The 13,416-nt window shown below is 66.9% G+C and carries 10 protein-coding genes; 3 read left to right on the top strand and 7 right to left on the bottom strand.

Annotated features, from left to right (window positions below):
- Complete coding sequence (locus tag ASE30_RS13860) at nt 1–759, top strand: outer membrane protein assembly factor BamD (RefSeq protein ID WP_235515269.1); 759 nt, start codon at nt 1–3, stop codon at nt 757–759.
- Nucleotides 760–831: 72 nt separating this feature from the next.
- Here ASE30_RS13860 and ASE30_RS13855 read toward each other — a convergent pair whose 3' ends face one another.
- The gene (locus ASE30_RS13855) at nt 832–2,931 is read right to left on the bottom strand and encodes an ATP-dependent DNA helicase (RefSeq protein ID WP_057284875.1); all 2,100 of its coding nucleotides are present in this window, start codon (nt 2,929–2,931) and stop codon (nt 832–834) included.
- A gap of 232 nt (nt 2,932–3,163) precedes the next feature.
- Here ASE30_RS13855 and tex point away from each other — a divergent pair, with 232 nt between their 5' ends.
- Complete coding sequence (tex, locus tag ASE30_RS13850) at nt 3,164–5,545, top strand: RNA-binding transcriptional accessory protein Tex (protein ID WP_057284874.1); 2,382 nt, start codon at nt 3,164–3,166, stop codon at nt 5,543–5,545.
- 301 nt (nt 5,546–5,846) lie between these two features.
- Entirely contained in the window at nt 5,847–6,353 is a 507-nt protein-coding gene (locus ASE30_RS13845; protein ID WP_057284873.1) for a hypothetical protein, read from the top strand.
- A 57-nt stretch (nt 6,354–6,410) separates the two neighbouring features.
- Here the strand turns inward: ASE30_RS13845 and ASE30_RS13840 are convergent, their stop codons facing one another.
- From ASE30_RS13840 to ASE30_RS13815, 6 genes are all read right to left on the bottom strand, one after another.
- Nucleotides 6,411–7,766, bottom strand: a complete 1,356-nt coding sequence (locus ASE30_RS13840; RefSeq protein ID WP_057284872.1) for a tryptophan--tRNA ligase — start codon at nt 7,764–7,766, stop codon at nt 6,411–6,413.
- Between the two features lie 84 nt (nt 7,767–7,850).
- Nucleotides 7,851–8,174 carry a DUF3325 domain-containing protein gene (locus ASE30_RS13835; protein WP_057284871.1) on the bottom strand — a complete coding sequence of 108 codons (324 nt, stop codon included), beginning with the start codon at nt 8,172–8,174 and terminating at the stop codon, nt 7,851–7,853.
- On the bottom strand, nt 8,171–9,868 hold the full coding sequence (locus tag ASE30_RS13830) for a PepSY domain-containing protein (RefSeq protein ID WP_057284870.1): 1,698 nt from the start codon (nt 9,866–9,868) through the stop codon (nt 8,171–8,173). The genes ASE30_RS13835 and ASE30_RS13830 overlap by 4 nt, the downstream gene beginning before the upstream one ends.
- Entirely contained in the window at nt 9,865–10,146 is a 282-nt protein-coding gene (locus ASE30_RS13825; RefSeq protein WP_057284869.1) for a DUF3649 domain-containing protein, read from the bottom strand. Before ASE30_RS13825 ends, ASE30_RS13830 begins: the two co-directional genes overlap by 4 nt.
- 23 nt (nt 10,147–10,169) lie before the next feature.
- The gene (locus ASE30_RS13820) at nt 10,170–10,802 is read right to left on the bottom strand and encodes a DUF4198 domain-containing protein (RefSeq protein WP_057284868.1); all 633 of its coding nucleotides are present in this window, start codon (nt 10,800–10,802) and stop codon (nt 10,170–10,172) included.
- Nucleotides 10,803–10,952: 150 nt separating this feature from the next.
- A complete protein-coding gene (locus ASE30_RS13815) occupies nt 10,953–13,409 on the bottom strand; it encodes a TonB-dependent siderophore receptor (RefSeq protein ID WP_057285194.1) in 2,457 nt (818 codons plus the stop codon).
- Between the last annotated feature and the right edge of the window lie 7 nt (nt 13,410–13,416).

Genomic DNA, 13,416 nt, shown 5'->3' with positions numbered 1-13,416 from the left:
ATGATCATCGCCGGTTGCGGCTCCACCGACAGCAAATACGACAAGACCACCAACTGGAGCGCAGAACAACTCTACGCCGACGCCAAGGCGGAAATGTCCTCGGGCGGCTGGAAGGAAGCCCGCGAGCGCCTGACCGCCATCGAAAGCCGCTATCCCTTCGGTGTCTACGCCCAGCAAGCCCTGCTTGAACTGGCGTACGTCAACTGGAAGGACGGCGAAAACGAGCAGGCCCTGGCCGCCATCGACCGCTTCCAGCAGCTTTACCCCAACCATCCCGGCACCGACTACGCCCTGTACCTGAAGGGCCTGATCAACTTCACGCCGGCCAGCGCCTTCATGAGCAACCTTACCGGCCAGGACCCCGCCGAACGCGATCCGAAGGGCCTGCGCGCCTCTTACGACGCTTTCAACGAACTGATCAAGCGCTACCCGGACAGCAAGTACGCCGTGGACGCGGAAAAGCGCGTGGCCTGGCTGGTCAACACCATCGCCATGAACGAGGTGCATGTCGCCCGCTACTACTACGAGCGCGGCGCGTATGTCGCGGCGGCCAATCGCGCGCAGACCGTCATCACCGACTTCGAGGGCGCTCCCGCCACCGAAGAGGCGCTCTACCTGATGGTCGAGTCCTACGACAAGCTGGGCATGACCGAACTCAAGAACGACGCCCAGCGCGTCTATGACAAGAACTTCCCCAACAGCGAATTCAAGACCAAGGGCCTGAAGGCCGACAAGAGCTGGTGGAATCCCTTCAACTGATTCCACCCGCATGGGAAGAAAAAAAGCCCTTCGCTTGAAGGGCTTTTTTTTTGCCTGCCGCGGCGGGCGGCGCTATTGGTCGTCCGGTCCGCGCTTGCGCCGGTAAAACGCAAGCACCTCTTCGAGCTCCCGGGTCCGCGCGAACGGCGGCAGGCCGCGCCACAGCCGCTTGCCGTAGGGCTTTTCGACAAGACGCGCATCGCCCACCATCAGCACGCCCCAGTCCGATTCCGTACGGATCAGGCGGCCAGCGCCCTGCTTGAGCGAGATCGCGGCTTCGGGAAGCTGATATTCGGAGAACGGATTGCCGCCCTGCGCCCGGCAGGCGCGCAAGCGCGCCTCGATGACGGGATCGTCGGGCGGCGCGAACGGCAGCTTGTCGATCGCCACCAGGGTCAGCACATCCCCGGGCAGGTCGATGCCTTCCCAGAAGCTGGCGCTGCCCACCAGCACCGGGTGCTTGAGCTTGCAGAAACGATCGAGCAGATCGCGGCGCGTGCCCTCGCCCTGCTTGAGCAAGGGCCAGTCATGCCCGGCGTCGTCGAAGGCGTCCGCCAACAACGTGGCGACCCTGTCCACCGCGCGCAAGGTGGTGCACAGCACCAGCGTCCCGCCCGGGCTTGCTTCCAGCAGCGGCATCAGCGTCTGGACGAACCGCTCGATGAACTGCGGCGATTGGGGTTCGGGCATGCCGCGCGGCACGAACAGCAATGCCTGTTCGGGGTAGTCGAACGGAGACTCCCACTTGCCCGTGCGCGCGCGCTCCAGCCCCAGCTGGCTGGTGAAGTGCGTGAACTCGCCGTTGACCGACAGCGTCGCCGACGTCATGATCCACGCCTGCCCCGGCTTGCGGTACTTGGAAAAGGCCTGGGCCACCGACAGCGGCGCCGAGTGCAGGCGCACATGATGCTGGCCGTGTTCGACCCAGCGCACCGCCGGGCCGGTCCATTGTTCCGCCGCGGCGGCGCCTTCCAGGATGGCGGCCGGCGTGGAGGGTCCATCGCCCAGCGCGGATTGCTCCATGCGCACGGGCGCGTGATCGTCCCGGCCCCAGCCTTCGTCGTCCGCGCCGGCATTGGCGCGCCCGGGCGTCGCCCAGCGTTTGAGCCGCACCGAGATCTCGGCGCCGGCGCGCGCGGCGGCCATCAGGTCCGGATGTTTTTCCGCCACCGCGCCCAAGGCCTTGGCGGCGCCGTCCACGGCTTCGCGCAGCGCCAGCAGCGCCTCGTCGAATTCATCGGGGTTGGGAATGGCGTCGAAGGTGGCCTTGCGGCCCGGCATCTTGTCCAGGGGCGCACAGACCAGGCGCAATTCGCGCGCCGCGGTTTCCAGGTGGCGGCTGACGTCGCTCCATTTGGCCGCTTCGCGCGCATAGGCCAGTCCCGCGACTTCCAGCGCACGGCCGAAGTCCATCAACTGGTGCGTGGACACGCTGCTGCCCAGGAAGCGCGTGGCGGTGTCGGGCAACTGGTGCGCTTCGTCGAAGATCACCGTGTCGGCTTCGGGCAAGAGATCCGTGACGCCCTCTTCGCGCAGCACCAGGTCGGCCATGAACAGCGCGTGGTTGACGACCACCACATCGGCCTCCTGGGCCTGGCGGCGCGCCTTGACGACGAAGCAGTCGCGGATGCGAGGGCACTCCTGGCCCAGGCAGTTCTCGCGCGTGGAGGTCACGCGCTGCCAGATGTCGGCGTCTTCGGGCACCTGGGCCAGGTCGCCGCGGTCACCCGTTTTGGAAATGCCGGCGAACACCTGGATCTGGCGCAGTTGCTGGATCTCGGTGCGGGACTTCAGCGCGCGCTCGTCGCCCTGCAGGCGTTCCAGGTGGTAGTGGCAGACGTAGTTGCCGCGGCCCTTGAGCAGCGCGGCGGTCACCGGCGCGGCCAGCGCGGCGCGCACGCGCGGCAGATCGCGCGCGAAGAGCTGGTCCTGCAGGGTGCGCGTACCGGTGGAAATCAGCACCTTGCCGCCCTGGATGAAGGCGGGTACAAGATAGGCCCAGGTCTTGCCGATGCCAGTGCCCGCTTCGGCCACCAGCGTGGCGCGGTCCTGGATGGCCTGGCCGATGGCCTGCGACAGCTCCACCTGCGAAGGACGCGGCTTGTAGCCGGGCAAGGCCGTGGCCAAAGGCCCGTCCTCGTCGAAGAATTCGGAAATATCCAGGTCCAGCATGCAGGCAGCCTAGTGTCGGTCAACGGTGAACCGGTGCCGGACAAGCGGTTCGGGCGCCAGACACTTATGTGGGAAAGGACCAAATGATACCCGCTGCGGCCGCGCTTTCGCGCTTGCGGCCGACCGCCGGGCCGCTGCAACAAGGGACACATCTGTCCGCCCGGGCACGTTCTGTAACAGCGGCTTATGGCACAATCCGCCCCTTGTTTTTCCTTTTTGTCGTCGTATAGAGATGTCTGAAACTTCCACTATCACGAACGTCGCCGCCGGCGTCGACAACGCCCGCATCGTCGCGCAGCTTGCAACCGAGCTTGGCGCGCGCGCCTCCCAGATCGCTTCGGCGGTGGAACTGCTGGACGACGGCGCCACCGTGCCCTTCATCGCCCGCTATCGCAAGGAAGCCACCGGCGGCCTGGACGATACCGTGCTGCGCAACCTGGAAGTCCGCCTGGGCTACCTGCGCGAGCTCGAAGAGCGCCGTGGATCCATCCTTGAATCCATTTCGCAGCAAGGCAAACTGACGCCCGAACTGCAGCAGGAAATCGCCACCGCCGATACCAAGCAGCGGCTGGAAGATCTGTACGCGCCGTACAAGCCCAAGCGCCGCACGCGCGCCCAGATCGCCCGCGAGGCAGGCCTGGAACCGCTTGCCGACGGCATCCTGGCCGATATGGCCTGCGACCCCGCCGCGCTGGCCGCGCAGTACCTGAACCCCGAAGCGTCCATCAACGACGCCAAGGCGGCGCTCGACGGCGCGCGCGACATCCTGGCCGAGCGCTACGCGGAAAACGCAGACTTGCTGGCCAACATGCGCGAACACCTGTGGTCCACCGGTCTGATCTATTCCAAGATGATCGACGGCAAGGAAACCGAGGGCGCCAACTTCCGCGACTGGTTCGACTTCAACGAACCGCTGCGCACCCTGCCGTCCCACCGCATCCTGGCGCTGCTGCGCGGCCGCCAGCAAGGCGTGCTGGAACTGCGCCTGGGGCTGGAAGCCGACCTCGAAGCGCAAACGCCGCACCCCTGCGTGGCCCGCATCGCCAACTTCCTGAAGCTGGGCAATGGCCTGTTCGCACTGGACGCGACGCCGCGCGCGCGCTGGCTTGGCGAAGTCTGCCGCTGGACGTGGCGCGTCAAGCTGCTGACGGCCTTTGAAAGCGAACTGGTCGGCCGCCTGCGCGAAAGCGGCGAAGCCGAGGCGATCCGCGTGTTCGCCGCCAACCTGAAGGATCTGCTGCTGGCGGCCCCCGCCGGCCCCAAGGCCGTGCTGGGCCTGGACCCGGGCATCCGCACGGGCTGCAAGATCGCCGTGATCGACCAGACCGGCAAGGTGGTCGACACCACCACCGTATACCCCTTCGAACCGCGCCGCGACCGCGATGGCACGATCAACACGCTGGCCGCGCTGGTGGCGCGCCACAAGGTCGACCTGATCGCCATCGGCAACGGCACCGCCTCGCGCGAAAGCGAAAAGCTGGTGGGCGACATGATGGAGCGCTTCCCCGACCTGAAGGTAACCCGCGTGGTGGTCTCCGAAGCCGGCGCCTCGGTGTACTCCGCCTCGGAAACCGCCGCCCTGGAATTCCCCGACCTGGACGTGACCCTGCGCGGCGCCGTGTCCATCGCGCGCCGCCTGCAGGATCCGCTGGCCGAACTGGTCAAGATCGATCCCAAGGCCATCGGCGTGGGCCAGTACCAGCATGACGTCAACCAGCGCGAGCTGGCGCGCTCGCTGGATGCCGTGGTCGAAGATTGCGTGAACGCCGTGGGCGTGGACGTGAACACCGCTTCCGCCGCCCTGCTGGCCCGCGTGTCCGGCCTGAACTCGCTGCTGGCCAAGAACATCGTGGCCTGGCGCGACGAGAACGGCGCCTTCCCGACACGCGAGATCCTGCGCAAGGTGCCGCGTTTCGGCGAAAAGGCCTTCGAACAAGCCGCGGGCTTTCTGCGCATCCCCAACGGCGACAACCCGCTGGACGCCTCGTCCGTCCACCCGGAGGCGTATCCGGTGGTCGAGCGCATCGTGGCCAAGATCAAGGCTGAAGTGAAGCAGATCATCGGCCAGCGCGAGGCCCTCAAGGGTGTGTCGCCGTCCGACTTCACGGATGAGCGCTTCGGCCTGCCCACGGTCAAGGACATCTTCGCCGAACTGGAAAAGCCGGGCCGCGATCCGCGCCCCGAGTTCAAGACGGCGCAGTTCAAGGAAGGCGTGGAAACGCTGAACGACCTGTACCCGGGCATGGTGCTGGAAGGCGTCGTGACCAACGTGGCGAACTTCGGCGCGTTCGTCGACATCGGCGTCCACCAGGACGGCCTGGTCCATATTTCGGCCCTGGCCGAGAAGTTCGTGAAGGATCCCCGCGACGTCGTGCGGGTGGGCCAGACGGTCAGCGTGAAGGTCCTGGAAGTGGACGCCGCGCGCAAGCGCGTGGCGCTCACCATGCGCATGAACGACACCGCCGCCCCGGCCCGCCGCAGCGGCGACGCCCCCAAGGGCGGCGACCGCTCCAGCCGCCGTCCCCAAGGCGATGGCGGCCGCGGCAATGCGGGTGGCGGCGCAGGCGCGGCGAACAGCGCCATGGCGGACGCTTTCGCCAAGCTCAAGCGCTGATTCCCACGTTGAAAGCAAATGCCCGGCGCCCTGCGGCGCCGGGCATTTGTATTTTGTCGGCCACCCTATTGGCCGGGCCTAGGGCTTTCCCGTAAAAGGCCGTTTTCGTTGCGATCTCTCAAGGCTTATTCAGGAAAATAAGCGAAAATATCTAATTGTGTCCAAATAATAAAAACCACCGCAAGGGCGGTAGTCCGGCGACGCAAGACCCACGATCAGGCGAGCCGCGGCGCGAAACGTCTATCGGGTAGCAGCACAAAAACAATAGCGCCCCCCCTGATAGAACGGAGAGCCTTCCGCCATGCCCAGTACCCTCACGCTTGCCGCCAATGAAACCGCGGTCATCACCGAAAAAGATGCAGGTGCCAGCGGCATCTTCGCCGAAATCACATTGGGCCAGTATTCGCACCTGATCGTGGAAAGCGCCGAAGTCACCTTCAAGCACATCACGCTGGAGCGCCTGGGCAGCCGAGTCATCGAACTGCGCGACGGCGCGCAATTGCACGTCGGCGCGCTTGGTTTCGCCAGCATGGGCGCCAGCATCATCTACCGCATCGGCACCGGCTGCGCGCTGACCTTCGACGCCAGCCAATGGGATCCGGAAGTGGTCGCCAATACCACCTTCGATTTCGCCAGCCAGGGCAGCGGCACGCTGAAGTATTTTCCGTTCATCAATCCGGAATGGCTGGACTGTCCCAACGTCACGGGCTACTCGGACGGCGACATGCTTGAAATCGCGGGCCAGGGCAACACCCAGCGCTTCCTGGTGCGCGACGGCCGCATCGTGGCCAGCGCACGCCTGGCCTGAAGCCAGGGCCTGTGTTCGGCCCTTCTGGCGGCGCGTAGCGCCGCCAACCCTGACCGGCTATTCCTGCGACAGCGACAGCAACGCTTCGCGCGCCCGCGCCAGCAGCGCGGCGGGTTCGCCTTGCGCGCCGGACGGCGCCGTCGCGACGGCCACCCCGTCGACCAGGGCGGCATAGCCCTGCTCGTTGGCCTGCAGGACCGTATCGGCCGGTTCCAATTGCAGGCGGCGCATCAACGCGCCGGCTTCCTTGGGATCCGCGAAGCGTTGCGACAGCAGCAGCTCTTCGCCGTCGGCCGCCAGCAGGCGGAAACGGAAGCCGCCGTCTTCATCGCGGAAGCTGACGAAGCGCGCGCCCTTCGGCTTGTCCTTCTTGCCCGAGGCGCCCTTGCCCGCGGTGGCGGCCGCGCCCAGGTTGCGCAGGCCGACGGCCTGGCGCAATTCCTGCATGAACGGCACGGCCTGCTTGCGGGCCTTGGCGGCGCCGGCCTGAAGGATGTCTTCGATGCGGCCGGGGTTGGCCATCAGGTCGATGTACTTTTCCCGCATCGGGGCCAGCAAGGCCTCCAGGTGGTCATAGAGCGCCTGCTTGGCATCGCCCCAGCCCATGCCTGCTTCAAGCTGCTGGCGGAAGACCGCCGACTCCGCCTGCGTCGCGAACGCGCGATACAGCGTGTACAGATGCGAGGCCTCGGCGTCCTTGGGTTCGCCGGGTGCGCGCGAATCGGTCACGATGCGCATCACCGACGCGCGCAGCGCGCTGGCACCGCCTTCGAAGAGCGGAATGGTGTTGTTGTAGCTCTTGGACATCTTGCGGCCGTCCAGGCCCGGCAAGGTCGCAACGTCTTCTTCGATGGCCACTTCCGGTAGCGAGAAATATTCGCGGCCATACAGGTGATTGAAGCGCTGGGCGATGTCGCGCGCCATTTCCAGATGCTGGATCTGATCGCGGCCCACGGGCACCTTGTTCGCGTTGAACATGACGATGTCGGCGGCCATCAGCACCGGGTACGAAAACAGCCCCATGGTGATGCCGTCGTCGGGATCCACGCCCTTGGCCACGTTCTGGTCCACCGAGGCCTTGTACGCATGCGCCCGGTTCATCAAGCCCTTGGCCGTGACGCAGGTCAGCAGCCAGCACAGTTCGGGAATTTCAGGGATGTCCGATTGCCGGTAGAACGTCACGCGCTCGGGGTCCAGGCCCACCGCGAGCCAGGTGGCCGCGATTTCCAGGCGTGAACGGGCGACTCGCGCCGGGTCGTCGCACTTGATCAGCGCGTGGTAATCCGCCAGGAAAAAGAATGCGTCCACGCCGGGCTGCGTGCTGGCCTGGACCGCTGGACGGATCGCGCCCGCGTAGTTGCCAAGGTGGGGAGTTCCAGTGGTGGTGATGCCGGTAAGGACGCGGGTATTCATGGGGCGAAGAGGCGTTTGCTAGGGGAAGCGCCCAGTGTAACGTGCCGGGGCGCCGCCCTGCCCGCGCACGGCCGCCGGATGGCGCTACAGGACGGCCAGCACCGGCGCGGCCAGCGCGCACAGGCCGCCGGCGGTCAACGCGGCGCGCGGCCGGAAGGTCAGGAACCAGATCAGGAGCAGGCCGGCGATGCTGAGGATGCCGATCCATTCGACCGTGCCGTAGCTCCAGCCCCAGACCGCGGCGGATGCCCACAAGGAAAGCGCCAGCGCGATCCAGCCGAAGACGCGCAGCGGCACGCGGTGCCGCCGCGGCAAGGCGCGGTCGAAGACGTCTTCGTAGTGGCGGTCCATGCCCAGGCACAGCGCGGAGAACCCTGCGTAGGCCAGGCAGAAGGCGGCAAGCGTCATGGCGTATCACCTCGCGGTTCATAAACGGCCCGGCTCGGCGCGGGCTGGGCGGGAGACGGCTGGGCGCCAGGGGAACCGGCCGCGGCGACTGCGGTCCTGACCGCCGCGGAGCGGTCGGCACGCGCCTTGCCCGGCGCCTTGCGCGGCGCCTTCCGCGCCAGGGCGGCCTTGCGGGCCATCCAGCCGAACAGCAAGGCGCTGGCCAGGCAGGTCAGGTCGAAACCGGCCATGACCCAATCGCCCTCGGGCAGGGACACGCCCAGATGCCGCGACGTGGTGAGCGCGTTGACCACCGGCACCAGGGCCAGCGCGGCCGCCGCGACGCCCAGCAGGTCCTGCCATTTGCGGCGCTGGAACAGGAATGCGTAGACCAGCGACAGCCCCCAGGCGGAGAAGAAGGCGCGCACTTCCCAGACCTGGCGGCCGGGCATGTCCGCCGGCAGCAGGCGATTGGCCAGGAACACAGCCGCCACGCCAAACACCACGCCCGCGATCGTGCCCGCGTTCAGGCCGTCCACCAGGCGCAGCGAAAACGCTTCGCGCGCATCGCCGGGACGGGCCTTCTGGCGGCGTTTGGCGATCCACAGCACGAGTCCGGTGCCCACCATGCCGGTGCCCGCCAGGCTGACCAGGAAATAGAGCCAGCGCAGCAGCGGTTCGGCGAACAGCCCCAGGTGCAGGCCGGTAATGGCGCCGGCGGTCTTCACGGTGGCGCTGAGATCGTCCTCGCTTTCCTGCAGCGCGCCCGTCACGCCGTCAAAGCGCATGTAGGGCGCCAGGCGGCCGAACGACACGCCGTCGGCGGCATCGCGGACCAGGGTGATGTTGGCGCCGGCATCGCCCGGGTTGTTGACCGTCACGCGGCCCACCCTGCCCTGCCAATGCGCCTGGGCCTGCTCCACCAGCGGCGCGATACGGACCGTCGGCGCGGGCTGGTTCAGCGGCGGCGTGACCTTGAACGACTTGAAGACCTCGTCCGTGTATTGGCGCGGGCTTTCGTACACGGCCTGGATGCCGGCCGGCATCAGCATCACCATGAACAGCACCAGGCCGCTGAAGGTGATCATCAGGTGGAACGGCAGCCCCAGCACCGACAGCGCGTTGTGCCCGTCCATCCAGGCGCGCTGGCCGCCCTTTCTGGGCCGGAAGGTGAAGAAGTCGGTGAATATCTTTTTGTGCGTGATGATGCCGCTGATGATCGCCACCAGCATGAACATGCCCGCGATGCTGGCCAGCCAGCGCCCCCACGGGAATGCGGTTTCCAGTTCGAAATGGAAGCGGTAGAAGAAGTCGCCGCCGCGCGTCTGGCGCCCGGTGACGGCCTGCCCGGTGGCCGGGTCCAGCTTCACGCGCACGAAGCCGCGTTCACCCGGTTTGGGCTTGGGCACCTGGTACAGGAGCTGGATCAGCGGCTCGCGATCCGTCGGAGGCGTGATGAACCAGCGCTTGGCGTCCGCCGCATGTACGCTCAGGTAGCGCTGCGCCGTGTCCATCGCCTGAACGGCGGGCCCCGGCTGCACCTGGATCTCGGGCTGCATCCAGCGCGTGATTTCGGGCCGGAAGAACGCCAGCGAACCGGTCAGGAACATCGCGAACAGCACCCAGCCGAAGATCAGTCCGGCCCAGGTGTGCAGCCAGGACATCGATTGGCGCAGGCCCTCTTCGCCCTGCATCTTGGTGTTGGCTGCCTTCATGCGGCCCCCAGCATGCGGCCGGCCAGGAACAGGCCGCCCAGCACCGCGGCCGGCACGAGCACGCCGGCCCAGGCGCGCCACGCGGTGCACGTTGCGAACACCCAGATCACGCCACAGGTGTAGACGACGAAGGACAGCATTTCGGCCGTGGTCACGGCATCGGCCCGCCCCATGGGCAGCCACACGGCCAGACAAGCCGCAGCCGCCGAGGCCAGCACGTAACCGCCAAGGATGGCGGCCGCCGCCCGGGAGAAGACGGCCATTCGGTAGCGCATCATGCCTGCGCCGGCTGCGGGAGCTTTCACTTGGCCACGTTGAAGGTCAGGGTGGAAACGTAGCGGATCCGGGCATAGGACTTGCCATCGGCCTCGCCCGCCTTGTCTTCCACGTGGGCCGCCTCCAGCACATACTGCCCGGGCCAGGGCGTGCTGATGTCGATGCGGCCGTTATCGTCGCTGCGGAAACGCTTTTCCCACTTCGGCGGACCGAACACGGTGACCTCGGTCTTGGCCAGCGGCTTGCCCTTGAATTGCAGCACGAACGCGTTGGCGCCGGCCGACGACGGCACCAGCTCCAGATCCAGCTTGCCCTGGGTGTCCTCGCGGCCCGCCCGGGCGCCGTAATGCACCAGCGTGTCCTTGAACTGGTAGGCCAGGTTCAGCCGGACATCGCCCCTGCCCGCCGCGGCGAACTCGACAAAGTCGGCGCCTTCGCCCGAAACCTTCAGCGCCTTGCCATCCGGCCCCGTCACGACGGGCGCCCCCATGATCTTGCCCAGCAGGCCGTCGCGCTTTTCGCGCACGTCGTCCGCCCATTCGCCAAAGTAGGCCTTGGCGGGCCCTTCGGCGCTGCGTTCCAGCCACACGAAATGCGCCTGCGCGGCGCCCGCGGCGCCCAACAGGGCGATGGCGGCCAAAGTCTTTGCGTACATCATTGTCGATATCTCTTTTTGTCTGAATCGGACTCAGGCCCGGCGCGGACGCGGCCGCAAGCTTTCATGCGGGCTGAATTATAACCATTCTCGTTAAAACGAATGCACCGCTGAACGGAAAGGGCGGCCCGCCCGGGCCGCCCTTTCTGCCACTTACCAGCGATAGCGCAGGCTGGCCTTGATCGAGCGTTGATACCCGAACCAGCACCACGACTCGCCCGAGCATGACGCGATGTATTCCTTGTCGAACAGGTTCTGCACGTTCAGCGCCACCTGCATGCCCTTCAAGGACGGGGACACCCGGCCCATGTCGTAATCCAGCATCAGGTCGACCAGCGTGACCTTGGGCACTTTCAGCGTGTTGGCCTCGTTCGCGTACGAGGAACCGATATAGCGCACGCCGCCGCCCACGCCCAGGCCCGCGAGCGGACCTTCCTGAAGCTGGTAGCGCGCCCACGCCGACGCCTGTTGCGAGGGCACCGCCACCGGCGTCTTGCCGGTCAGGTCGAAGCCGGACGCGTTGGGATAGGCCTTGGAGTATTCGTTGTTCATCACCGAATAGGCGGCCAGCAGCGTCAGGCCGCGCACGGGTTCGGTCTTGGCCTCGAGTTCGATGCCCTGCGTGCGCAACTCACCCGCCTGGATCGAGCAGCGTCCGCCGGCCGTGCCGCAAAGGTGCGTCGGATCCGGGTCGGTGGTCGTCATGTTCTCGCGGCGGATGTCGAAGGCCGCCACCGACAGCATGGTGGCGGTGCCCGGCGGCTGATACTTGATGCCGACTTCGTACTGCGTGCCTTCGATCGGCTTGAACGGCGTGTTGTTCCACCCCGTGCCCGACTGCGGTTCGAACGACTCCGAGTAGCTGAAGTACGGCGCCACGCCATTGTCGAAGTTGTAGATCGCGCCCAGCCGGCCCGTGAAGGCTTCGGCATTCAGTGCCGACGGCGCGACGCGGCCGGTGGCGATGGTGGTGGTTTCACCCACATTGCGCGACCAGTCGTAGCGCCCGCCCAGCAAGACCGACAGGCGGTCGATCTTGATCTGGTCCTGGAAATACAGGCCGGTCTGGTACTGCGTGGTGGTTGCGTCCGACGAGAAGGCCGGAACGGGAATGTTCTGGCGGTTGTCGGGGTCTTTCACGTACAGCGCCGGAGCGGAACCAAAGCCGGACAGCGTGTCGGTCTTGACGTGCTGGTAATCGAAGCCCAGCAAGACGGTGTGGCCAATGCTGCCGGTGTTGAAGCGGGCCTGCAGATTGTTGTCGATGGTGAGCGCGCCCACATCCACGTCGGTCGCGATGGACGCGCGCTGGTGGTACAGGTAGGTCCTGTCCGTGTAGCCGTAGAAGTTGGTCATCGCGCCGTAGACGCTGCGGTATTTTGCCTCTGAATGCGTCCAGCGCAGGCTTTGCGAGGCCTTGAACGTGTCGTTGAAGCGGTGGTCCAGCACATAGCCCAGCGAGTAGCTCTTGCGGTCGCTCTTCTCGAAGTTGGCGTCGCCGTCGTAGTAGTCAGCCGGCAGCCGGAAGCCGTCCGGCGCCGACAGCAGCGTGCGCATCGCCGGCGCGGCGCCGTAGGACCCCATGTCGGGGTCGCGCTGGAAGTTGGTCAGCACGGTCAGCGAGGTATCGCCGCTGGGCCGCCAGGTGAACGCCGGCGAAACGAAATAGCGGCGCTCCTTGGTGTCGTTGACCTGGCCATCGGACATATAGCCCGAGCCCACCAGGCGGTACAGGTACTTGCCTTCCTCGTCCATCGGACCGCCGAAGTCGAAGTTGGCGCGGCGGAAATCATAGTTGCCGACCTGCACCTCCACTTCGCGCAGCGTCTCTTCCGTGGGCCGCTTGCTGATCTGGTTGACCACGCCGCCCGGGCCGCCCTGCCCATAGATGACCGACGCCGGCCCTTTCAGCACGTCCACGCGCTCCAGCCGGAAGGCGTCCACCTGCGGCAGCGCATCGCGGCCGCCGAATACGCGCAGTCCGTCCAGGTAGGTCGAAGCCGAAAAGCCGCGCACGGTGAACTGGTCCAGGCGCGTCGCCGTCGCGCCGCGCGACTCGGTCGCCACGCCCGGCGTGTAGCGCAGCACCTGGTTCAGCGTCTGCGCGCCCTGCTCCGTCATCTGCTCGCGGGTCACCACCGACACCGACTGCGGGGTCTCGATCAGCGGCGTGTCGGTCTTGGTGGCGCTGACGCTGGCGGTGGCCACATAGCCCACCGTCGGCGCCAAGGCGCTTTCCGCCATGCCCGACACCGTCACCGGCGCCAGCGTGTGGGTATCGCCCGTTGACACCGGCGCGGGCGCCAGCGTCCAGGTATTGCCCGATTGCGCGCGGGCCTGCAAGCCGCTGCCCGACAGGATGCGGGCAAAGCCCGCCCCCACCGAGTACGCGCCATCAAGACCTTCCGAACGTCGCCCGCGCACCAGTGCCGGGTCGAACGACAGCACGACGCCCGCGCTGCGCGCGAACTGCGTCAGCGCGTCGGCCAGCGGACCCGCCGGAATCTGGTAGCTGCGCTGGGCGCTGGCGGCGGCGGGAGCGGACTGCGCCCAGGCCGACGGCGCGGCGGCCACGAGCGCGCCTGCGCAGGTGGCGGCCAGCACGGCCATGCGGCCG

This window comes from Achromobacter sp. Root83 (genome assembly GCF_001428845.1).
Classification (GTDB): domain Bacteria; phylum Pseudomonadota; class Gammaproteobacteria; order Burkholderiales; family Burkholderiaceae_B; genus Achromobacter.
This window is presented reverse-complemented; position numbering and strand designations above follow the sequence as displayed.

Excerpts from the sequence above, each read along its gene's own strand:
- ASE30_RS13860 (WP_235515269.1), top strand. The coding sequence starts at position 1 with ATGATCATCGCCGGTTGCGGCTCCACCGACAGCAAATACGACAAGACC.
- ASE30_RS13855 (WP_057284875.1), bottom strand. The coding sequence starts at position 2,931 with ATGCTGGACCTGGATATTTCCGAATTCTTCGACGAGGACGGGCCTTTG.
- tex (WP_057284874.1), top strand. The coding sequence starts at position 3,164 with ATGTCTGAAACTTCCACTATCACGAACGTCGCCGCCGGCGTCGACAAC.
- ASE30_RS13845 (WP_057284873.1), top strand. The coding sequence starts at position 5,847 with ATGCCCAGTACCCTCACGCTTGCCGCCAATGAAACCGCGGTCATCACC.
- ASE30_RS13840 (WP_057284872.1), bottom strand. The coding sequence starts at position 7,766 with ATGAATACCCGCGTCCTTACCGGCATCACCACCACTGGAACTCCCCAC.
- ASE30_RS13835 (WP_057284871.1), bottom strand. The coding sequence starts at position 8,174 with ATGACGCTTGCCGCCTTCTGCCTGGCCTACGCAGGGTTCTCCGCGCTG.
- ASE30_RS13830 (WP_057284870.1), bottom strand. The coding sequence starts at position 9,868 with ATGAAGGCAGCCAACACCAAGATGCAGGGCGAAGAGGGCCTGCGCCAA.
- ASE30_RS13825 (WP_057284869.1), bottom strand. The coding sequence starts at position 10,146 with ATGATGCGCTACCGAATGGCCGTCTTCTCCCGGGCGGCGGCCGCCATC.
- ASE30_RS13820 (WP_057284868.1), bottom strand. The coding sequence starts at position 10,802 with ATGATGTACGCAAAGACTTTGGCCGCCATCGCCCTGTTGGGCGCCGCG.
- ASE30_RS13815 (WP_057285194.1), bottom strand. The coding sequence starts at position 13,409 with ATGGCCGTGCTGGCCGCCACCTGCGCAGGCGCGCTCGTGGCCGCCGCG.